We start from the raw sequence: 21,122 nt of genomic DNA on the forward strand, positions 1-21,122 counted from the left end.
ACGGTTCGGAGGGCGGGGAGGCTAAGCCTTCCCGACCCCTATCAGCTGCCTTTTCCCGCCATAACAGGCGATTACCACGCTGTAGGAGGAAGCTTCAGCTCACGACTGGAGGCCGAAGGCCTCCCCGCGGTGTTGCCTGTGTAGGTGATCACCGATGACGCTGCCACCTCCGCCGAGGCGCCTGGCGGCGCCAGTCGCGATGCGGAGCAGCGCTCCAACAACGACTCTCTCCGCCAAGGCGCCTGCCGGCGCCAGTCGCGATGCAGAGCAGCGCTCCAACAGCTGCTCTCTCCACCATCTCGACTGCACCTCGTCGCCTTGACCTATATCAGGCATTTCTGCATGTACTCCGCCATACTGGGATGAAGCGTCATCAAAGTGCAGCAAGAACAGGGAGGCAGCCATCTTGAAACCATTGGATGCGACGCAGGTGTATCGCCACTGCCCGGAGGAGGCGTTCGATTTCGAGGTGAGCAGTGAGCTTGCTTCGCTGGATCTGCTCAGCGGCCATGACCGGGCGCGGGAGGCGCTGGACTTCGGTACCGCGATGCGCAGCGATGGTTTTAATCTCTACGTGCTGGGTCACCCCGGGCATGGCAAGCATCAGCTGGTGGGGCGTTTCCTTGCCGAGCGTTCCCGTGACGAGCCCACCCCACCGGACGTGGCCTACCGCTTCAACTTCGATGACCCATCCCGTCCTTTTCATCTGTTGCTGCCCACCGGCATGGGCCGGGTTCTGCGCGCCGACATCGAGCAGTTGACCCAGGAGCTCAGCACATCGATTCCCGCGGTCTTCGAGGGGGACGAGTACCAGAACCGCTTGCACGAGCTGAAACAGGCTATGGGCGAGCGCCAGCGCGATACCATCGAGGCGGTGCGCCGCGAGGCCCGTGAGCACGACATCCTGCTGCTCTCCACTCCCAACGGCTTCACCTTCGCCCCGGCCAACAGCGACGAGAAGATGATGTCGCCGGACGAGTTCGAGAAGCTGTCCCAGGATGAGCGCGAACGCATCGAAGGCACGGTAAAGGTGCTGCAGAAGAAGCTGACCCATGCCATTCGCCAGATGCCGAGGCTGGCGAAACTGCTGCGCGAGCAGGTCGTGGCCCTGAACGAGGAGATGCTGCAGACCGCGATCGGTGCCCCACTGGAGGAGCTGGAGCAGCGTTACGTGGAGCAGGAAGGCGTACAGGCCCACTTGGCGGCCATCCGCGAGGCGATCGTGGCCAACGTGGATTCGTTTATCGACGAGGAGCCGGATATTCCGCCGGAAGCGCTGTTCACCCGCTTCCAGCTGAATCTGATCGTCGACAACAAGGGCTGCGAGGGTGCGCCGGTGGTCTATCTCGATCTGCCGACCCATCAGCACCTGGTGGGGCGTATCGAGCACCATGTCCACAACGGCACCCTGCTGACCGACTTTTCGCTGATCCGCGCCGGGGGCCTGCATCGCGCCAACGGTGGCTACCTGGTGGTTGATGTGCGCGCCCTGCTGATGCAGCCCGGTGCCTGGGAGACCCTCAAGCGCGTGTTGCGTGCCGGCGAGATCCGCACCGAGTCGCTGGAGCAAGCGTATGGGCTGATCAGCACCACCACCCTGGAGCCGGAGCCGATTCCGCTGGACCTCAAGGTCGTGCTTCTCGGCGAGCGGCTGTTCTATTACCTGCTGTGCGAACACGACCCCGATTTCCTGGAGCTGTTCAAGGTGCAGGCTGACCTGGAGGATGAGCTGGAGCGCAACGATGCCAACCAGCCCCTGTATGCGCGAATGATCGCCACCCTGGCCCGGGATTCCGCCCTGCGCCCGCTCGATCGCAGCGGCGTAGCGGCGGTGATCGAGCGGGCCAGCCGCCTGGCCGATGACCAGGGCAAACTCACCGCTCGTCATCGCGAACTGAGCGACCTGCTGGAAGAGGCCGACCACTGGGCTGACCAGGCAGCCGCAAAGGTAATCGGCCGCACCCACGTGGAGAAGGCGGTGGAGCAGCAGCTGTGGCGGGCCAGCCGCCTGCATGAGCGCAGTCATGAAATGATCACCCGGGGCACGGTGGCGATTCGTACCGATGGCTTCCAGGTCGGCCAGATCAATGGGCTCTCGGTGCTGAGCCTGGGCCACTATGCCTTCGGCCAGCCGAGTCGTATCACCGCTACCGCGCGCCCTGGCGCCGGCCAGGTAGTGGACATCGAGCGGGAGGCACGCATGGGCGGGCGCATCCACTCCAAGGCGGTGATGATCCTTTCCCGCTACCTGGCCAGCCGCTATGCCCCCGATTCTCCACTCTCGCTCTCCGCGAGCCTCGCCTTCGAACAGTCCTACGGTGGCGTGGAGGGCGACAGCGCATCCGTGGCCGAGGCCTGCGCGCTGATCTCGGCCATCGCCCGGGTCGGCATCGACCAGCGCCTGGCAGTCACCGGCTCCATCGATCAATACGGCATGGTGCAGGCGGTGGGCGGCGTCAACGAGAAGATCGAAGGATTTTTCGACATCTGCCGGGCGCGGGGGGAGGTCAAGGGCCGCGGGGTGCTGCTGCCGGCAACCAACGTGGCGCACCTGATGCTCAAGGCGGACGTGCGCGACGCCATTGCCGCCGGCGACTTCAAGGTCTTTGCCATTCACGACCTGGACGAAGCACTGGCACTGCTGACCGACATGACACCGGGCGAGCGCGACGATGCGGGCAACTATCCCGAGGGCAGCGTCAACGCCCTGGTTGCCGAGCGTCTCGAGGCCTTCCACAAGGTGGCAAGCAAGAATCGTGGGAACAGCGGCAAGATGAACGATCAGGAGAACGACAGGGACGAGGAGGCGCGTGACGATGACCAAGCCTGACACGCCCCCTTCCGGCGACACACCCCTTCTCGAAGTGGTACGCGTACTGGCGCTGCTCGACGCTTCGCGGCATAGCCAGGCAGCCCTGGCGGCCGCCGTGGACCTGGCCAGCCGTCGGCATGCCGAGCTTGTTGCAGTCTATGTCGAGGACCTGGACCTGCTGAGCTGTGCGGCCTTTCCGTTCTCCTGCGAGATCGGCGCGCAGTCGGGCGTCACGCGGCCGCTGACCGCGGATACGCTGGAAGCCAGCATCGCCCGACAGCTACAGCGCGTAAATCAGGCGCTAGCACTCGCCGTGGCCGGACGCGACCTGCGGCATCGCCTTGAAGTCAGCCGCGGCCCCGTCGTCGGCGAAGCCCTGGCCAAGGCCGGCGCCGGGGATGTGCTGGTACTGGGCAAGACCGGCACGACAGAGCGCTGGGGCACGCGGCTCGGCTCCACCAGCCGCCGGCTTATATTGGAAGCCCCCTGCACGGTACTGCTCTGGGATGAACGGCACCCCTTCCGGCGCGGCCCGCTGCGAATGCTTAGCCAGGCGCAGTCTAACGGCGAACGAGCCATACCCGACTGGCTGACGGCACTCTTCGACGGCCCCTCCCCCCTGCCGGTCCGCCATGCCCGGGAACTGGAAAAACAGCTCACCCGCGCCGATACCGGCGGTTTGCTGCTGCATCGAACCGAGCTGGAACAACTCCTCGACGAAGACCCCGAACTGCTTGCCAATGTCCCCCTGCCGATTGTGGTGGTGGCGTAGAATAATGATGTAACACCGCCGGGCGCCTGGCGGCGCCAGTCGCGATGGGAACCAGCGCTCCAACAGCTGTTCTTTCATGCCATTGCAGCCTCCGCCGGGCGCCTGCCGGCGCCAGTCGCGATGCAGAGCAGCGCTCCAACAGTGAATCTCTCCACCGACGGTGCCACGTAGTTGTTGGAGTATTTTTAGATCCGGTCCGACGCATCGGCGACTGGAGGCCGAAGGACTCCCGGCGGTGTTGCCGATGCTGGCGATCACTGCCGACCTCGGCCGCCTCCGCCAGGCGCCTATCGGCGCCAGTCGCGATGCGGAGTCGGAGCGCCGAACCGAGCGCTCCAACAGCGAATCTCTCCACCGACGGTGCCACGTAGTTGTTGGAGTATCTTCAGATCACGACTGGAGGCCGAAGGGCTCCCGGCGGTGTTGGTAACGTTGCGAATATCGCCAGCGCTGCGGCCTCCGCCAAGGCGCCTGCCGGCGCCAGTCGCGATGCGGAGCAGCGCTCCAACAGTGAATCTCTCCACCAACGCGAACTACACCGCTGTTGGAGTATCTTCAGATCACGACTGGAGGCCGAAGGGCTCCTGGCGGTGTTGCCGATGCTGGCGATCACTGCCGACCTCGGCCGCCTCCGCCAAGGCGCCTATCGGCGCCAGTCGCGATGCGGAGTCGGAGCGCCGAACCGAGCGCTCCAACAACGATTCTTTCATGCCACTCCGGCCTCCGCCGAGGCGCCTCGCGGCGCCAGTCGCGATGCAGAGCGGCGCTCCAACAAAGATTCTTTCTACCGTCGGTGTTGCCGATGCTGACGGCAAACGCCACAAATTGATTACACGCTCTGTTGGTCACGGCCTACAACAAGGTCCGCAAATGGCTTAACGACATATTAGCTCAGTCAAATACTCTGAACTGAGCCAGCCCAACATGAGTCTTTATAATGACAACGCCCGGTATGCGCGCTCTCAGAGCAGGTCGTCGCTCCATCCCCGGCCACTATTATCACATTACGCTTGTGACTCGCCGTCGCTATCCGTTCTTTGAAGACTTTCGTACCGCCTGCAAGGCCTGCCGTACATTTTCGATTTCCACCCTGGATGCGCAGTGCGAGACGCAGTCATTTGTCGTCATGCCCGACCATGTCCATTGGCTACTGCAGTTGAAAGGCGATCTCGCGCATGCCATCAGGATATATAAATCCCATGTCTCGATGTCGGTCGGGCTGCGGGTATGGGACACCGGATATTACGACCGTGCCCTGCGTTCCGACGAGGATATCCGCACCGTGGCGCGGTATATCGTCGCCAATCCGTTGCGGGCAGGGCTGGTGGAGAATATCGGGGAGTATCCCTATTGGGATGCAATATGGCTGGATTGATGGCCAGGCGCTTTCCGAAAGCTGGCTGCGCACAGCCTGTTCATCACCGTGGGGCTTCATGCCTCGTGCAGTTGCGCCCGGCTGCCTTGGCAGCATAGAGGGCATCGTCGGCCCGCCCCATGACGGTTTCGATCGAGGCATCGTCGGGCGTAAGGCTCGCCACGCCAGCACTCACCGTGTACCGGATGCGACTCTCGCCCTCTTCTACAATCGCTTTCTCGGCATGACCGCGCAGGCGTTCGGCCAGTTGGAAGGCACCATCCGGGTCTGAACCAGGCAGCAGGACGACGAACTCCTCCCCCCCGAGACGAGCCAGGACGTCCGATTCGCGCAGCAATGTGGCAACGTCATTGCAGAAATTGATCAGTACCCGATCACCGGCGGAGTGTCCGAACCGGTCATTGATTTGCTTGAAGTGGTCCAGGTCGAGCATGGCCAGGGAAAGCGGCGCCCCATATCGCCGGGCTCGAGCAACCTCTACCCCGGATAACTCGAAGAAATGACGACGGTTTGCGACGCCCGTTAGAGGATCACGCCGCGCCAGGACCTCCAGCTTGCGCTCAACTTCCTTGCGCGGTGTGATATCACGAAAGAACCAGACTCGTCCCAGGTACCGTTTGTCATTGCCCCAAAGAGCCTTGGAAAAGCGCTCCAGCGTGCGGCCATCTTTCAATGAAAGCTCGCAGTGGTCCTCCATTGAGGGATCGTCGTAAAGTTCCTGCGTACGCTTTAGAAATGCCTCGGGCGCTTCGAGCCGGTCCATCGCTAAGGCCAACGGTGCCTGCTCGGAATACCCCGACAGGTTACCCCCATGGTCACCCGGCAACGCCTCAAGGGGAATATCGAACACCTCAAATAGGCGCCGATTGTGGGACACGATCATCCCCTGATCATCTACCACGAGGATGCCATCGGGTGAGGCCTCATGAATGGCCTCGATTAACGAACGATCAAAGTCGCGCTTGGTGGTGATTCGATGGAGATCCGCTGACATGGCAACCTCAGAACTGGGAGCAACAGTGCCCGGAGCCTTGCCCCACTTCGTTCAGCAGAAGGTCAGGCAACTTTTTTGGCCACCATTATTTTGAGTAGCCCCCAATCCCTTGTCGTTTGCACGGTCGACACGACGACTCGATGCGTAGCTCGATTCTAACACCCTGCCGAGTGTTCCGCGCCTGCAACTGACGCAGCGGCCTCCGCCAAGGCGCCTGCCGGCGCCAGTCGCGATGCAGAGTCGGAGCGCCGAACCGAGCGCTCCAACAACGATTCTTTCCACCGAGGGTGCCATGTAGTTGTTGGAGTATCTTCAGATCACGACTGGAGGCCGAAGGACTCCCGGCGGTGTTGGAAACGTTGCGGAAACCGCCAGCGCTGCGGCCTCCGCCAAGGCGCCTAGCGGCGCCAGTCGCGATGCGGAGTCGGAGCGCCGAACCGAGCGCTCCAACAGCGAATCTCTCCACCGACGGTGCCATGTAGTTGTTGGAGTATCTTCAGATCACGACTGGAGGCCGAAGGACTCCCGGCGGTGTTGGAAACGTTGCGGAAACCGCCAGCGCTGCGGCCTCCGCCGAGGCGCCTGCCGGCGCCAGTCGCGATGCGGAGTCGGAGCGCCGAACCGAGCGCTCCAACAACGATTCTTTCCACCGAGGGTGCCACGCCGCACTGTTGGAGTATCTTCAGATCACGACTGGAGGCCGCAGGCCTCCCGGCGGTATTGGAAACGTTGCGGAAATCGCCAGCGCCGCGGCCTCCGCCAAGGCGCCTAGCGGCGCCAGTCGCAATGCAGAGTAGCCTCCAACAAGGTCGGTAGCCTAGCCCAGATCCCGCATCAGCAGCGCGTATTCGATGCGCTCCGGTTCGATGGGCTCACCGGGAATCGGGATGCGCACGATGTGGCCGGAGCCGGGGGCGGCGCCGACGGATTCGCCGTGCTTGTTCTCGATGTGCTCGAGGGTGAAGCGGCGGTTGCCGCCGGGCAGCATCAGTTCCATGCCGTCGCCGACTTCGAAGCGGTTCTTGACGTCGATTTCCATGACGCCGCGCCCGGGGTCGTAGCCTATCACTTCGCCGACGAACTGCTGGTGTACGCCAACGGAGTTGCCCTGCTGGTAGTTCTGGTACTCGTCATGGACGTGGCGGCGGTAGAAGCCTTCGGTGTAGCCACGGTTGGCGAGGTTATCGAGTTCGTCCATCAGGCGCATGTCGAAGGGCCGGCCGGCGACGGCGTCGTCGATGGCGCGGCGATAGACCTGGGCGGTGCGGGCGACGTAGTAGTGGGACTTGGTGCGCCCTTCGATCTTCAGCGAGGTGACGCCCATCTGGGTGAGCTGCGGTACGTGCTGGACGGCGCGCAGGTCCTTGGAGTTCATGATGTAGGTGCCGTGCTCGTCTTCGAAGACCGGCATAAGCTCGCCCGGACGGGTGCGATCCTCGATCAGCGCCGAGAGTTCGTCCTGGCCTTCCACGCCGCCGGCGGTGGCGGTACTTTCGGCCACGTCGGCAAACTCGGCGCTGCCACCGCCGGAGGCGATCAGGCCACCCTGGTCCGGGGTCCACACCCCGCTGCCGGCGTGGGCACGGGCGGAGTTGGCCGGCACCAGGTCGCCTGTCTCATCGTGGGAAGCGGCCACGGTGTTGTACTTCCAGCGACAGGCGTTGGTGCAGGTGCCCTGGTTGGGGTCGCGGTGGTTGAAGTAGCCGGAGAGCAGGCAACGGCCGGAATAGGCGATGCACAGGGCGCCGTGGACGAAGGTCTCGATCTCCAGGTCGGGGCATTCGGCGCGGATCTCGCCGATCTCGGCCAGCGACAGTTCCCGGGAGAGGATGATGCGGCTGATGCCCTGCTTCTGCCAGAACCGGGCCGCGGCGTAGTTGACCACGTTGGACTGCACCGAGAGGTGGATCTCCTGGTCGGGCCAGCGCTCGCGCACCATCATGATCAGCCCCGGGTCGGACATGATCAGCGCATCGGGCCCGGCTTCGATGACCGGCTCCATGTCGCGAAGGTAGGTCTTGAGCTTGCTGTTGTGCGGCGCGATGTTGGAGGCGACGTAGAACTGCTTGCCCCGCTCGTGGGCGTAGGCGATGCCCTTGTGCAGGTTGTCGACCTTGAAGTCGTTGTTGCGCGCGCGCAGCGAATAGCGCGGCTGGCCGGCGTAGACGGCATCGGCGCCGTAGGCGAAGGCGTAGCGCATGTTCTTGAACGTCCCCGCGGGGGACAGCAGTTCAGGGGCTTTCATAAGGTCACCGTTTTCAGGACGATGGCACCAGGTGCTAGCTGACGCGCTCTGCTGGAAGGTATCAGCGCTCGTTCGGATAGCCCACTGGGTGCTTAGATGAGGGGCGAGAATCTTAGCAACTGGCGCCGCCCCTGGCCAGATTTCGTACAGTTGCGTAAACTTGGCCCGCGCCGGACCGGACCCCGGCCAGTGGCTTTCACCGAGAGCCGCCCGATAAATTCTCCGACAACGAGTTTCCCATGACCCAGTCCACGACTTCCTCCGTGCCCGCTACCGTGGTGATCTACTCCGGTGGCATGGATTCCTTTACCGTACTGCACCGCGCCCTGCGCGAGGGGCTGTCGGTACATGCCCTCTCCTTCGACTATGGCCAGCGCCACGCCCGCGAGCTCGAGGTGGCCGCCCACGTCTGCCGCGAACTCGACGTGCCGCATCAGGTGGTCGACATTCGCGCCATCCATGGCCTGATCGACAATTCGGCCCTGACCGATGCCAGCCGCGACATGCCTGATGGCGACTACGCCAGCGACAACCTGAGTGCCACGGTGGTGCCCAACCGCAACATGATCCTGCTGTCGCTGGCCATCGCCAAGGCGGTGAACATCGGCGCCGGGCGCGTGGACTACGGCGCCCATGGCGGTGACCATGTGCTCTACCCCGACTGCCGGCCCGAGTTCGTCGAGCGCATGAATGCGGTGGCGGGTATCGCCAACTTCGAACCGGTGCGGATCCATGCGCCCTACCTGGGTTCGACCAAGGCGGACATCCTCGCCGATGGTCTGGCCATGGGGCTCGACTACGCCGATACCTGGACCTGCTACCTGGGCCAGGAGCTCGCCTGTGGCCGGTGTGGCAGCTGCCGTGAGCGCCTCGCGGCCTTTGCTGCCAATGGCGCCATCGATCCGCTGGGTTATCTACAGCGGCCCGAAGCCGCCGCCACTGCTCAGCGCCCCGAAGCCGGCTATCTACAGCGGCCCGATGCTACCGCCACTTCTACACGGTCCGATACGGATGCGCCGGAATCCAGGGAGGCGCCTGATGTATAGCGTCAAGGAGGCCTTCTATACGCTGCAGGGCGAAGGCGGCCAGGCCGGCCGTGCCAGCGTGTTCTGCCGTTTCACCGGCTGCAATTTGTGGTCGGGCCGCGAGCGAGATCGCGCCACCGCGGCCTGCACCTTCTGCGATACCGATTTCCTCGGCACCGACGGCCAGAACGGCGGTCGCTTCCGTGATGCCGACGCCCTGGCCGACCACCTGACCGCGCTTTGGCCCGACCAGGATGGTGTCGTGACACCGTATGTCGTTTTCACCGGCGGCGAGCCTCTGCTGCAGCTTGACGAGGCGCTGATCGCCGCCATGCATCGCCGGGGGTTCGAGGTGGCGGTGGAAACCAATGGCACCATCGCGCCGCCGCCGGGCATCGACTGGCTCTGCGTCAGCCCCAAGGGGGCGACGAAACTGGCGGTGACCGGCGGCGATGAGATCAAGCTGGTCTACCCCCAGCAGGACGCGCCACCGGCGCGGTTTCAAAGGCTCGACTTTCATCATTTCTTCCTGCAGCCGATGGACAGTGTGCCCTTGGGCAAGCATGAGAGCCATATGGATGCGACCGTGGCCTACTGCTTGGCCCATCCGCAGTGGCGCCTGTCGCTGCAGACTCACAAGATTGCGGGGTTCGATTGATGACGCTTTTCGTCAACCGCCTGAGCCATCTCGATGTCTCTCTGTGGTCTCCCCAGCATGGCTTGATCGGCGCCAGTTGGCACGTGGATGCCGAGCTCGACGGCGAGCTTGGCGAGGATGGCATGCTGTTCGACTTCGGTGAGGTCAAGCCGTGGATCAAGTCGCGCCTGGATGGTGGGGTCGACCATACGCTGCTGATCCCGACGAAGGCGCCCGGCCTGGAAATCTTCGAGTGCAGCGAAGGACTCTGTGTACGCGCCAACCAGCCCTATCCCATGGAGGTTCGCGCGCCGCGGCAGGCCTTTACCCTGCTACCGTGGCCGGCCATTACCACCGAGCGACTGGCCGAGCTGCTGGCAGGCGAAATGATGAAGCGCCCGCCACCTCGGGTCACCGACATTCGGCTGCGCCTTCGCGATGAGACGATTGACGGGGCGGCCTATACCTACAGCCATGGGCTCAAGCGCCATGTGGGCAACTGCCAGCGCATCGCCCACGGGCACCGCTCCCGCCTGCATATCTGGCAGCGCGGCGTGCGGATGCCAGGGCTGGAAGCGGAATGGGCCGAGCGTCTGGGAGATCGCTACCTGGTCGACGCAGCGGACATCGCCACCGGCACCGATTCCGTGGTGCGCGGCATGATGACCAGCCGCTACCGCGCCGAGCAGGGTCGCTTCATGATCCGGCTGCCCGCGGAGCGTTGCCTCACCCTACCCACCCCCACCACGGTGGAACATATTGCTGGCTGGCTGGCACGGCAGATCACCGAGGAAACCGGGCGCGCCACGCGGGTCCAGGCCTTCGAAGGGGTCGATAAGGGAGCGATTGCCGAGGCACAGCCTTGAGCGGGGAAACAGCCTTGAGCGCCTGCCGTCCCAGCTGCGGCGCCTGCTGCATTGCGCCGTCGATCAGCTCGGCGATCCCCGGCATGCCCGAAGGCAAGCCGGCCGGGGTACGCTGCGTGCAGCTCGACGAGAACAACCTGTGCCGGCTGTTCGGCGACCCGCGGCGCCCGGCCGTGTGTGAACGCTTCGACTACGACCACTCCCTGTGTGGCGACAATCGCGAACAGGCGCTGGAGCGGATCACCGCCCTGGAGCAGGCGACCTGACGTTGCGGCCTCCGCCGGGGCGCCTATCGGCGCCAGTTTTCGATGCGGAGTCGGAGCGCCGAACCGAGCGCTCCAACAGCGAATCTTTCCACCACCGCGCACCACGCCGCTGTCAGAGTATCCTCAGATCATGACTGGAGGACGCAGGCCTCCCGGTGGTGTTGGAGATGTTGCGGTTATCGCCGTGGCGGCGGCCTCAGCCAAGGCGCCTATCGGCGCCAGTCGCGATGGGAACCAGCGCTCCAACAGCTGTTTTTTCATGCCACTGCGGTAGCCGCCGGGGCGCCTGGCGACGCCAATCGCGATGCGGAGTCGGAGCGCCGAACCGAGCGCTCCAACAGCTGTTTTTACCTACCACGGTGGAAACGCCGGGGCGCCTTCCGGCGCCCCTTTACCATTGCGCTAGAGCTGTGATTCGGCGTTCTCCGCTTGAGGCAGGCGACGGTCGAGCAGGGTGCGCCAGCGCACCAGTACCGGGGCGTCACTGTGGGTGACGTTGTTCAGCAATTCACGGAAAAGTTCGCGGGCTGCTTCGTCACGGGCGTCGACCAGGGTCAGCCAGGCTTCCAGGGCGCAGAGTTCCTGATGCCGGTTGTCGTGAAGGCGGGCAAATTCCAGCGCTTGCTCCACCAGCAGGCGAATCTCGGCCTGCGGACGCGCCAGGAGATGACGGACGCGGGCCAGCTGAACCGCCAGCTCGGGCACGAACAGGGTGCTTCGCTCGCGGGCGATGAGCAGACACTGGTCGAGATAATCCTCGGCGCTTGCCAGCTCGTCGAGGGCAATGCAGGCATCGCTGTACCAGAGGTTGGGTCGGTGATAGCGGTCACGGCCGGTGATTTCACCAAACTCCTCCTGGGCGCCGTCCATGATTCGCAGGCCGTCGCGGTCGCCGGATAGCGCCCGACGCCAGCCCAGCACGCCCTGTGCCGACACCTGCCAGAGGTGAAGATCCGGGGTCTCGGTCAGTGTCACCGCCTGCTCGGCGCGCTGGGCGGCCAGATGCACATGGCCAAGCTGACGGTAGAGCGCGGCGGCAAACAGCAGTGCCATGGCCAGCGAGCCGGGGTGGCCGATTCGCTCGGCCAGGCGAATGGCCGATTCGACCTGCTGTTCAGCACGACGATAGTCGCCGCGCAGGCAGATCGCCCAGCCCTGGAAGCAGGCGGCAGCTACCTGAGGGTGTTCCGAGAACGGTAGCCACTCGATCATCATCGGCTGTTCGAGGGGCGCGATTTCATCGAGATGGTCGTAGGCCTGGCTGACACGCCCGGCCCAGTATTCGCAGTTGGCGCGCGCATAGTCGGCCAGGCGGTGGTAGCGCGGGTCTTCCAGCCGGCTGGCAATGGAGGCCAGGCTGGCGGCCAGGGAGAAGGCATCGGCATGGGCGTGGCGCTGGCTGCAGCCAACCCAGAGCCCCCATTTGACCAGGAAGGCCTGCTCAAGGTCTTCGGTGTCGTCGGCACTGCAGCCTTCACACTGAACCAGCAGTTCGCGAGCGCGGACGAAGCTTTCGTGAGCGGTGGGCGAACCGTGGCCTTCGAGGGCGAAGGCGGCCTGGCCACGCACGGTGAGCAGGCTGATCTCGCGCTCGGCCTGCTCCTCGACGTGACGCAGGCTGGCGAGGCCGAAGTCGGCCATTTTCAGGGCCGTGCGGTTGGCGCTGACCTTGAGCGCTTCGCGGGCAGCCAGTTCGAAGTAACGTGCACCACGGGCGTAGTGGCCGCTGCGGCGCAGGTGGGTGGCGAAGTCGCCCGGGTGCCGGCCGATCCACATGGGGAAGCGCTCTTCGATCAGGCTCACTACCTGACGGTGGATACGCACGCGAACGTCCCGCGGACAGGAGAGGTAGGCAGCTTCCTGCAGCAGCTGATGGCTGAACTGGTATTCCCGACAGCCGCCCTCGCCGCCGGCGGATTCAATGATCTCCAGGCGACGCATCTGCTCCAGGGCACGATTCAACTGCGGCATTTCCCAACCGCTGCATTCGGCCAGGAAGTCCAGGCGGAAGCGCCGGCCAAGCACGGCAGCCACATGGGCGACTTCCCGGTCGCCGTCGAGCTGGTCGATGCGTCCTGCCAGCAGCCCCAGCAGGCCACGCGGCAGTTCGTCGAGATGAACGCTGCGCCCTTCCCGGCGGTCGATCTCCAGGCGACGACAGATCTCCTGCATGTAGAGCGGCACACCATCGCAGCGCTCGATGATCTGTCCGCGCAGGCGCGGACTGAGGTGCAGGCGGTAACGTCGTGCCAGCTGCGAGAGCAGGCGCGACGACTGCATGGCATCGAGGTGGCCAAGGGTGACCTGCTGGTCCCAGTGCAATCGTGTGGGCAAGGCCTCGCGGCCGTGGTGGCTGGCCACGAGCAGGAAGGCGCAGTTGATTGGCAGCCGCGCCTGAAGGCCGGCCAGCACGCGGAAAGAGGGTTCGTCGAGCCACTGCAGGTCATCGATCATCAGCACCTGGGTGCGCTCGAGGGCATGCTTCTCGATGACACGGCACAGTATGGCAACGACAAGGTCCGCTGCCTCGCCGCTCTTGGCGAGCTGCGCCACTTCGGGGCTTTCGCGCACCCCAAGCGCCTCTTCCAGGAGGCTCAGCTGGTGGCTGCCAAGGGCCAGGTCGGCGTGCTCCTCGAGCAGCTCCGCCAATGTCTCGACGGTGAGTTCGCCGTCCAGGCGCCAGCGCAGCAGGGCTCTTGCCACGCCGTAGGGTTCCAGCACCGAGAGGCGCGTGGTGGGCTGCCAGCAGATCGCCGCATCGCGGCTCAGCTCCAGCTGACGGAAACCCACCATCAGCGCCGACTTGCCCATGCCCGAGGCGCCTCGCACCAGCACACTCTGGCGCAGGCCAATGCCGGCACGGGCAAGGGCGTCACGCAGGGTGCGCAGCGGCGTTTCGCGACCGACCAGGCTGGGCGGCATGGCATCGCGCCCGCCTTCGTTGTGGCCCAGCACCAGGGCGCGCAGGCGCACGCGGCCGTCACTCGCCACCAGTCGCGAGGAGAGACGCGGCTGCAGGTCCAGTGCCGGCGGCATGTGCTGGCTGGCCTCCTGGGAGATAACCAGTTCGCTGCCTTCCGCAGCGGTCATCAGCTCGAGAGCGTTCTGGGTCACCTGCCCCAGAGGGTCGACCAGTTGCCGCTCGGGCAGATAGACCACGCGGCCGCTGTTTAGGCCGGCGGCAAGTTCGATACGCGGCGCATCGTCCGCGCCGCTCCAGTGACGCGCGATTTCGTCGGGCAGCACCCGGCGACAGTGTTCATACAGGGCAACCAGTTCGGCCAGCTGGTGGGCCGGGCCGTGGGTGCCGAAGCAGGCCAGGCCCAGGCCGCCGGTGGCACCGGGCAGCCAGAAGCCGCCCAGGTGATGACACTGCTGCTCGAGCCAGCGCATCAGCTCGATCTGCAGCGCCAGGCAGGCCCGGGTCTCGTCCCGAGCCGAGAATTCACCTTTCACACGCAGTCGAATGGCCATGACCGAGAGCTGGCGCTGCTCGATTTCGTCTTCCCTTAGCGGCGAGCTGCCGGCCGCCAGGGTGCGCGAGAAGGCGCCCTGGGAAGAGAGGCCGTGGAGGTCGGGATTGCCATCGGACCAGTAGCGTGCCAGCTGCAGGAAGCCGGGCTCGGGCTGCTGACCGGAGAGGGCCAGCAGCTGCAGGTAGGCGCTGTACTGTTCGTGGGCGGCCGCCAACTGGCCCTGTTCGGCAAGCTGGCGCACCAGGCGTTCGTGGAAGGGGCCATAGCCGGAGAAGCGGCTGACCAGGGCCTGCAGCAGGTGGTCGGGAATCTCGTCGTTGCCCTCGAGTATGGCCTCGGCAAAACGGATTACCCGCTGGCGCCATTCGTTGCGCAGCTGAACCAGCCAACGCTGGAATTCGGTGCAGGAAGGCAGCTGCAGTTCCTCGACCAGGTCGCCGCGGTACCGTTGAAGCAGCCGTTCCAGGGTTGCGATATCCTTGGGTCCATCGAGCAGCTGCTGAAGTTCGTGCAGATCGAAATGCCAGCTCTCGGGAAGTCGGAAGGCAATGGTCTGGCGGGATACCACCAGCACCCGCTCTGCCTCTTCGCCCAGCGACTGTCGCAAGCAGTGCAGGGCATGGCGCAGGTTGGTGCGCCCTGAAGAGAGGCCCTGGTCGGGCCACAGCAACTCGGCCAGGCTGGCCCGGTTGACGGGTTGCTGGTGCAGCAGCAGATAGACCAGTAGCGCCTTGACCTTGTCGTAACTGAACTGAGTCAGGACGTCATCGCCCAGTGTCAGTGAAAACTGTCCAAACAGCGCTAGCTGATCCCATTCGTTATTATGAACGTCTTGTGGAGCGTCCTGCATGTTGGGAACCCTGCATGGCGAAAGCGGTGGCCTCAGCCCGGCACACCACTATGAAAACGAAACGCCTTGTCCGGCGTGACTATCAGCTCTGCTTCGCGTTCGGCGAAAAAGGCAACCCGGTCGTCGATGGGTCCTGGAGCGAGATGCCGCGCCAACATTAGATAATCCTCGTAATGACGACCTTCCGACTTAACCAGAGTGCGGTAGAACTTGGCAAGCTCGAGGTCCAGGTGCGGAATCAGTCGAGCAAACCGTTCACAGCTGCGTGCCTCGATAAAGGCACCAATAATCAGAATATCGACCAGCCTCGCTGGTTCTTGAGTGTCAATGTGCTGGCGTAGCCCTTCCGCATAGCGGGAAGCGCTGAGATGCCGATAGACGATACCCCGACTCTCCATCAGTTTCACTACCTGCTCGAAGTGCAGTAGCTCCTCCCGGGCAAGCTGCGACATCTTGGTCAGCAGCAACGGTTCGTTGACGTAACGATAGAGAAGACTCATTGCCGTCGAGGCTGCCTTCTTTTCACACTGTGCATGATCGATCAACAGCAGCTCGGGATTCTCGAGCGCCCAGGCGATCCAGCCATCGGGTGTCGCGCAGTTGAGGAAATCCAGCAGGTCCGGTGGCAACAGTGACTCGTCACTTGGCACTTCCGCTATCTCGGGCATGGTTTCGGGCATAGTCCTGGGTATAGTACTGGGCATAGTCCTTGGCATAGTCCTGGGTACAGTCTCGGCAAGGGTCTCGGGCATGGCATGGACTCGGGTATGACGCAGTCGATAGCTCGGTGGTGCAGCGCTAATTTCCAGAGTGCGTCGCGCGGCGGCGTTCGGCGGCCTCATTCAGCGCCTGGCTGAGCCGTGCATGTAGTTCAGCAACATCCAGGCCGAGGGCCGCTTCACTCGGCTCCAGCCCATAGCGTGGCAGTGCCTGGATGCGGGTGCGCCCCACCCGCAGCAGTTCCACCGCTCGCGAGAGCGCCGGCTGTTCGGGCCTGAAGCGGATCCGGTATCGCCGCAGCTGCGCTTCGAGGCAATCGGCATCGACCACCTTCAGGAAGCGACCGGCCACGCTCTCTCGCAGGGCATCCAGCTCGGCCATGCGTGCTGCACGCTGGTCACCGGAAAGGCCAAACCACTCGAGGATCTCGTCATCGCCGCGCTGGCAGCCCCGACAGACCGGATCGCCAAGCGTGGTGGAACAGAGCCCTACACAGGGCGATGTGATGCTGCCAGCCATGGCGCTTCCACCTCGGTCTGTACCCGTATTTATTCGCTGCCATGGTAACGCGCTCGCGTGCGACAGGCACCTGTCGACGACACTTCATGCTACCTAATTTGTAGCTGCACGAACATTGCGCCGACCAAAGTTCAAGGCGGCCGCCAAGGGGGTCGCCTTAACATTGTCGACAGTTTGGCGTAGAATCGCCGCACCCAGTGACCCGGTTGTTTCACTAGCCAGAGCCGTCATTTCGCCGCTGCTGATCGTGCATCGGCTTGCTTTGGCCACCACTATAGAAGAGGGCCCCAACGTGCTTGAAGCCTATCGCCAACATGTCGAGGAACGCGCCGCCGAGGGCGTCCCACCGAAGCCTCTCAACGCCGAGCAAGTCGCCGCCCTGGTCGAACTGCTGAAGAGCCCGCCCGCCGGCGAAGAGGAGTTCGTGCTCGATCTGCTGACCAACCGCGTTCCCCCGGGCGTGGACGAGGCAGCCTACGTCAAGGCCGGCTTCCTGACCGCCATCGCCAAGGGCGAGGCCAGCTCTCCGCTGATCGACAAGGTACATGCCGTCAAGCTGCTGGGCACCATGCAGGGTGGCTATAACATCGTCTCCCTGGTGGAACTGCTCGACGACGCCGAACTGGCCAAGGAAACCGGCGAACAGCTCAAGCACACCCTGCTGATGTTCGACGCCTTCCACGACGTGGAAGAGCGTGCCCGCGCCGGCAATGCCGTGGCCAAGGACGTCATGCAGTCCTGGGCCGAGGCCGAGTGGTTCCTCTCCAAGCCCGCCCCGGCCGAGAAGATCACCCTGACCGTGTTCAAGGTGCCCGGTGAGACCAACACCGACGACCTCTCCCCTGCCCCGGACGCCTGGTCGCGCCCCGACATTCCGCTGCATGCCAATGCCATGCTCAAGAACGAGCGCGAAGGCATTGTGCCCGAAGTGCCCGGCACCACCGGTCCGCTGCAGCAGATCGAGGAAGTGAAGGCCAAGGGCTTCCCGGTCGCCTACGTGGGCGACGTGGTGGGAACCGGCTCCTCGCGCAAGTCCGCCACCAACTCGGTGCTGTGGTTCTTCGGCGACGATATTCCCAATGTGCCCAACAAGCGGGCCGGCGGCTTCTGCTTCGGCGGCAAGATCGCCCCGATCTTCTTCAACACCATGGAAGATTCCGGCGCCCTGCCCATCGAGATGGACGTTGCCAACATGGAAATGGGCGACGTCATCGACGTCTACCCCTATGAAGGCAAGGTGTGCAAGCACGGCACCGACGAGCTCGTCACCACCTTCGAACTCAAGACCCAGCTGATCCTCGACGAAGTGCGTGCCGGTGGCCGCATTCCGCTGATCATCGGCCGTGGCCTGACCGGCAAGGCGCGCGAGTCGCTGGGCCTGGCTCCCTCCGATGTCTTCCGCCTGCCCGAGCAGCCCGTCGACACCGGCAAGGGCTTTACCCTGGCCCAGAAGATGGTCGGCAAGGCCTGCGGCATGGACGGCGTCCGCCCGGGCATGTACTGCGAGCCGAAGATGACCACCGTGGGCTCCCAGGACACCACCGGCCCGATGACCCGCGACGAGCTCAAGGACCTGGCCTGCCTGGGCTTCCAGGCCGACCTGGTGATGCAGTCCTTCTGCCACACCGCCGCCTACCCGAAGCCGGTGGACGTGGATACCCACCACACCCTGCCCGACTTCATCATGAACCGTGGCGGCGTCTCGCTGCGTCCCGGCGACGGCATCATCCACAGCTGGCTGAACCGCATGCTGCTGCCCGATACCGTGGGCACCGGCGGCGATTCCCACACCCGCTTCCCGATGGGGATCTCCTTCCCGGCGGGCTCCGGCCTGGTGGCCTTCGCCGCCGCCACCGGCGTGATGCCGCTGGACATGCCGGAATCGGTGCTGGTTCGCTTCAAGGGCAAGCGGCAGCCCGGCGTCACCCTGCGTGACCTGGTCCACGCCATTCCCTACTACGGGATCAAGAATGGCCTGCTGACCGTGGCCAAGGCCGGCAAGAAGAACGCCTTCTCCGGCCGCGTGCTGGAAATCGAAGGCCTTGACGACCTCACCGTCGAGCAGGCCTTCGAGCTTTCCGATGCCTCCGCCGAGCGCTCTGCCGCCGGCTGCACCATCACCCTGAGTGAGGAGAGCGTCGCCGAGTACCTGAAGTCCAACATCACCCTGCTGAAGTGGATGATCAGCAACGGTTATGGCGAGGAGCGCACCATCGGCCGTCGTATCGCGGCGATGGAAGAGTGGCTGGCCAACCCGAGCCTGATGCGCGCCGACAAGGATGCCGAGTACGCCGAGGTCATCGAGATCGACCTGGACGAGATCAAGGAGCCGATCCTCTGTGCGCCGAACGACCCGGACGACGCCCGCCTGCTATCCGAAGTGGCCGGCGAGACGATCGACGAAGTGTTCATCGGTTCGTGCATGACCAACATCGGCCACTTCCGCGCCGCGGGCAAGCTGCTCGAGAAGCAGCCGGCCGGCAGCCTGAAGACCCGCCTGTGGCTGGCACCGCCGACCAAGATGGACCAGCATCAGTTGACCGAGGAAGGGTATTACGGAATCTACGGCCGCGCCGGTGCGCGCATGGAAATGCCGGGCTGCTCGCTGTGCATGGGCAACCAGGCCCGCGTCGCCGCCAAGAGCACCGTGGTGTCCACCTCGACCCGCAACTTCCCCAACCGCCTGGGCGATGGCGCCAACGTCTACCTGGCATCTGCCGAGCTGGCTGCGGTCGCTGCCGTCGAGGGTCGCCTGCCGACGGTCGAGGAGTACCAGCGTTACATGGGCGAGTTCGACGCCATGGCCGGCGAGATCTATCGTTACATGAACTTCCATGAAATCGAGGAGTATCAGAAAGCGGCCTCGAATGTGATTCCCGTAGCTCAGGAAGCCTGATAAGCTACGACCCCGGAAGCATTATTTCGACTCCGATGCTCGCAACATCGATGGCCCCACCCAAGGGTGAAGGCCGGAGCCGATGACCAAAGCGCCCCTTATTGGGGCGCTTTTTTATGCGTGTTCGTTCGTGACATGCCAAAGGCAACAACTGCAAACTTTCGTAACGCAAGTCAGCTTGTGACGGCAAGACTCCGAGACTAGGTTAAAGATGTGATAACAAGTCATAGCTCTGTGATTGGGTAACGTTCTGCACTGCCTGAACGCATCCGTATTGATGGGCAAATGGCTTCACAACGAAAAAAAAGCCAAGGATATCAAGGCAAAGGGACATCAAGGAGAAACAAATGTCGAAAAAACAACTGCTGACTGCTTCGCTCGCCTCTGCCGCTCTGCTTGCCGCCAACGCCGCTCTCGCCAACCCCCCGCATCAACCGTACGCCTATCTCGGCCTGGGCACCGGCTTCAGCTCACTGGAAAACGACCGTGACGAGGTCGACAACTTCATCGAAAGCGGAGGCCGCAACTTCAGCATCGACGATGACGGCAACGTCTGGAAGGGCTTCGCCGGCTATCAGATCAATCGCTTCCTGGCGGCGGAAGTCTTCTATGCTGACCTGGGCAGGGTGCGGCTGCGCGGCCAGGACGGCGCCAGTACCGATCTGGAGTCCACCGCCTACGGTGCCAACCTGGTCGGCCAGTTCCCGGTGACGCCCTGGTTCAGCCCTTATGCCAAGGTTGGAGTCGCCAACTGGGAAACGACTGTCGAGGGCAATCTTGGCGATGCCAGCCTCGAGCTGCAGGACAATGACGGCTTCGACCCGGTCTACGGGGTCGGCGCCCAGTTCAACTTCAACCCGGTCATGCTACGGGCCGAGTACGAGCGCTACGACTTCGATAGCGACTACACTATCGACACCTTCACCGCCTCGGTGGGTTTCAGCTTCTAGCGACTCTCCCCCTCTCACCATACACGGCGCCGGGCCTCGCCCGGCGTCGTTGTATCTAGATGACAGCTCCGACGAAACGACGACGGAGACACCGCAGGAACTGTGGCATCATCATGTGATCACTCCATTTCTCCAGGCAAGGAGCCCTGCATGAGCGCCATCATCACGCCAGACATCTGCGACGCCCACCCCGAAGTGAAGGTACTCGACCCGATCTTCGTCAACTTCGGCGGCCGCGAGGCGTTCTGCGGACCGGTACGCACCGTGAAATGCTTTGAAGACAATTCGCTGGTCAAGGAAGCGGTTGCCGAAGGCGGCAACGGTGCGGTGCTGGTCGTGGATGCCGGTGGCTCGCATCGCTGCGCCATGCTGGGTGACATGCTCGCCGAGCAGGCGGTCGACAATGGCTGGTCCGGCGTGGTGATGTACGGCTGCGTACGCGATGTCGACGTCCTGGCCGAAACCGACCTGGGCGTGCAGGCCCTTGCCGCCCATCCGCGCAAGAGCGACAAGCGCGGCGAAGGCCAGCGGGACGTACCCGTCACCTTCGCCGGCGTCACCCTCAAGCCCGGCCAGTGGCTGTACGCCGACAACAACGGCATCGTCGTCGCCGAAGCGCGTTTGCCGCTGGAGGGGTGAGGCTGCGGCGGCAACACCGTGGCATGAAGGAGCAGCTGATAGGGGTCGGGAAGGCTTAGCCTCCCCGCCCTCCGAACCGT

Annotated in this window: 16 protein-coding genes; 10 read left to right on the forward strand and 6 right to left on the reverse strand. The window is 64.0% G+C overall.

Annotated elements, in window-relative coordinates; translation table 11 throughout:
* Positions 1-406 precede the first annotated feature (406 nt).
* Together KZO25_RS11940 and KZO25_RS11945 are read left to right on the forward strand one after the other, a co-directional pair.
* Entirely contained in the window at positions 407-2,830 is a 2,424-nt protein-coding gene (locus KZO25_RS11940; protein WP_262488979.1) for a Lon protease family protein, read from the forward strand.
* Positions 2,817-3,584: a universal stress protein gene (locus tag KZO25_RS11945; protein ID WP_223137144.1), complete on the forward strand. Its 768-nt coding sequence runs from the start codon at positions 2,817-2,819 to the stop codon at positions 3,582-3,584. The genes KZO25_RS11940 and KZO25_RS11945 overlap by 14 nt, the downstream gene beginning before the upstream one ends.
* Positions 3,585-4,144: 560 nt before the next feature.
* Here KZO25_RS11945 and KZO25_RS11950 read toward each other — a convergent pair.
* Positions 4,145-4,294 (reverse strand): hypothetical protein, encoded by a 150-nt coding sequence (locus KZO25_RS11950; RefSeq protein ID WP_223137145.1) that lies wholly within the window; start codon positions 4,292-4,294, stop codon positions 4,145-4,147.
* A gap of 227 nt (positions 4,295-4,521) precedes the next feature.
* Between KZO25_RS11950 and KZO25_RS11955 the strand changes: the two genes are divergently transcribed.
* Complete coding sequence (locus KZO25_RS11955) at positions 4,522-4,959, forward strand: REP-associated tyrosine transposase (RefSeq protein ID WP_262488980.1); 438 nt, start codon at positions 4,522-4,524, stop codon at positions 4,957-4,959.
* 43 nt (positions 4,960-5,002) lie between these two features.
* On the opposite strand, the gene KZO25_RS11960 is transcribed toward KZO25_RS11955, so the two are convergent.
* A complete protein-coding gene (locus tag KZO25_RS11960) occupies positions 5,003-5,953 on the reverse strand; it encodes a sensor domain-containing diguanylate cyclase (RefSeq protein WP_223137146.1) in 951 nt (316 codons plus the stop codon).
* Positions 5,954-6,770: 817 nt separating this feature from the next.
* Positions 6,771-8,198: a tRNA 5-hydroxyuridine modification protein YegQ gene (gene yegQ / locus KZO25_RS11965; protein ID WP_223137147.1), complete on the reverse strand. Its 1,428-nt coding sequence runs from the start codon at positions 8,196-8,198 to the stop codon at positions 6,771-6,773.
* Between the two features lie 239 nt (positions 8,199-8,437).
* On the opposite strand from yegQ, the gene queC reads away from it, so the two are divergent.
* The 4 genes from queC to KZO25_RS11985 are packed head-to-tail and all read left to right on the forward strand — an operon-like array spanning position 8,438 to position 10,992.
* Positions 8,438-9,244 carry a 7-cyano-7-deazaguanine synthase QueC gene (queC, locus tag KZO25_RS11970; RefSeq protein ID WP_223137148.1) on the forward strand — a complete coding sequence of 269 codons (807 nt, stop codon included), beginning with the start codon at positions 8,438-8,440 and terminating at the stop codon, positions 9,242-9,244.
* Complete coding sequence (gene queE / locus KZO25_RS11975; RefSeq protein WP_223137149.1) at positions 9,237-9,881, forward strand: 7-carboxy-7-deazaguanine synthase; 645 nt, start codon at positions 9,237-9,239, stop codon at positions 9,879-9,881. The genes queC and queE overlap by 8 nt, the downstream gene beginning before the upstream one ends.
* Positions 9,881-10,726: a 6-pyruvoyl trahydropterin synthase family protein gene (locus tag KZO25_RS11980; protein WP_223137150.1), complete on the forward strand. Its 846-nt coding sequence runs from the start codon at positions 9,881-9,883 to the stop codon at positions 10,724-10,726. The genes queE and KZO25_RS11980 overlap by 1 nt, the downstream gene beginning before the upstream one ends.
* A 14-nt stretch (positions 10,727-10,740) precedes the next feature.
* Positions 10,741-10,992, forward strand: a complete 252-nt coding sequence (locus tag KZO25_RS11985) for a YkgJ family cysteine cluster protein (protein WP_262488981.1) — start codon at positions 10,741-10,743, stop codon at positions 10,990-10,992.
* A 402-nt stretch (positions 10,993-11,394) separates the two neighbouring features.
* Here the strand turns inward: KZO25_RS11985 and KZO25_RS11990 are convergent, their stop codons facing one another.
* The 3 genes from KZO25_RS11990 to KZO25_RS12000 form a co-directional block, all read right to left on the reverse strand.
* Complete coding sequence (locus KZO25_RS11990; RefSeq protein WP_223137152.1) at positions 11,395-15,318, reverse strand: AAA family ATPase; 3,924 nt, start codon at positions 15,316-15,318, stop codon at positions 11,395-11,397.
* Positions 15,319-15,350: 32 nt separating this feature from the next.
* Entirely contained in the window at positions 15,351-15,986 is a 636-nt protein-coding gene (locus KZO25_RS11995; protein ID WP_223137153.1) for a tRNA-(ms[2]io[6]A)-hydroxylase, read from the reverse strand.
* Positions 15,987-16,116: 130 nt separating this feature from the next.
* Positions 16,117-16,557, reverse strand: coding sequence for a DUF1289 domain-containing protein (locus tag KZO25_RS12000; RefSeq protein ID WP_223137154.1), 441 nt, complete (start codon positions 16,555-16,557; stop codon positions 16,117-16,119).
* Positions 16,558-16,849: 292 nt separating this feature from the next.
* Between KZO25_RS12000 and acnB the strand changes: the two genes are divergently transcribed.
* The 3 genes from acnB to rraA all read left to right on the forward strand — a co-directional run bounded on the left by acnB (position 16,850) and on the right by rraA (position 21,042).
* A complete protein-coding gene (gene acnB, locus KZO25_RS12005; protein WP_223137155.1) occupies positions 16,850-19,453 on the forward strand; it encodes a bifunctional aconitate hydratase 2/2-methylisocitrate dehydratase in 2,604 nt (867 codons plus the stop codon).
* 347 nt (positions 19,454-19,800) lie between these two features.
* Positions 19,801-20,403 (forward strand): porin family protein, encoded by a 603-nt coding sequence (locus KZO25_RS12010; protein WP_223137156.1) that lies wholly within the window; start codon positions 19,801-19,803, stop codon positions 20,401-20,403.
* Between the two features lie 150 nt (positions 20,404-20,553).
* The gene (rraA, locus tag KZO25_RS12015) at positions 20,554-21,042 is read left to right on the forward strand and encodes a ribonuclease E activity regulator RraA (RefSeq protein WP_223137157.1); all 489 of its coding nucleotides are present in this window, start codon (positions 20,554-20,556) and stop codon (positions 21,040-21,042) included.
* Positions 21,043-21,122 lie beyond the last annotated feature (80 nt).

The sequence above is a fragment of the Halomonas sp. ANAO-440 genome (genome assembly GCF_019915905.1).
GTDB lineage: Bacteria > Pseudomonadota > Gammaproteobacteria > Pseudomonadales > Halomonadaceae > Halomonas > Halomonas chromatireducens.

Bases quoted from the DNA above. Each gene is read 5' to 3' on its own strand.
- KZO25_RS11945 (WP_223137144.1), top strand. From the start codon at position 2,817: ATGACCAAGCCTGACACGCCCCCTTCCGGCGACACACCCCTTCTCGAA.
- KZO25_RS11950 (WP_223137145.1), bottom strand. From the start codon at position 4,294: ATGAAAGAATCGTTGTTGGAGCGCTCGGTTCGGCGCTCCGACTCCGCA.
- KZO25_RS11955 (WP_262488980.1), top strand. From the start codon at position 4,522: ATGACAACGCCCGGTATGCGCGCTCTCAGAGCAGGTCGTCGCTCCATC.
- KZO25_RS11960 (WP_223137146.1), bottom strand. From the start codon at position 5,953: ATGTCAGCGGATCTCCATCGAATCACCACCAAGCGCGACTTTGATCGT.
- yegQ (WP_223137147.1), bottom strand. From the start codon at position 8,198: ATGAAAGCCCCTGAACTGCTGTCCCCCGCGGGGACGTTCAAGAACATG.
- queC (WP_223137148.1), top strand. From the start codon at position 8,438: ATGACCCAGTCCACGACTTCCTCCGTGCCCGCTACCGTGGTGATCTAC.
- queE (WP_223137149.1), top strand. From the start codon at position 9,237: ATGTATAGCGTCAAGGAGGCCTTCTATACGCTGCAGGGCGAAGGCGGC.
- KZO25_RS11980 (WP_223137150.1), top strand. From the start codon at position 9,881: ATGACGCTTTTCGTCAACCGCCTGAGCCATCTCGATGTCTCTCTGTGG.
- KZO25_RS11990 (WP_223137152.1), bottom strand. From the start codon at position 15,318: ATGCAGGACGCTCCACAAGACGTTCATAATAACGAATGGGATCAGCTA.
- KZO25_RS11995 (WP_223137153.1), bottom strand. From the start codon at position 15,986: ATGCCCGAGATAGCGGAAGTGCCAAGTGACGAGTCACTGTTGCCACCG.
- KZO25_RS12000 (WP_223137154.1), bottom strand. From the start codon at position 16,557: ATGGCTGGCAGCATCACATCGCCCTGTGTAGGGCTCTGTTCCACCACG.
- KZO25_RS12010 (WP_223137156.1), top strand. From the start codon at position 19,801: ATGTCGAAAAAACAACTGCTGACTGCTTCGCTCGCCTCTGCCGCTCTG.
- rraA (WP_223137157.1), top strand. From the start codon at position 20,554: ATGAGCGCCATCATCACGCCAGACATCTGCGACGCCCACCCCGAAGTG.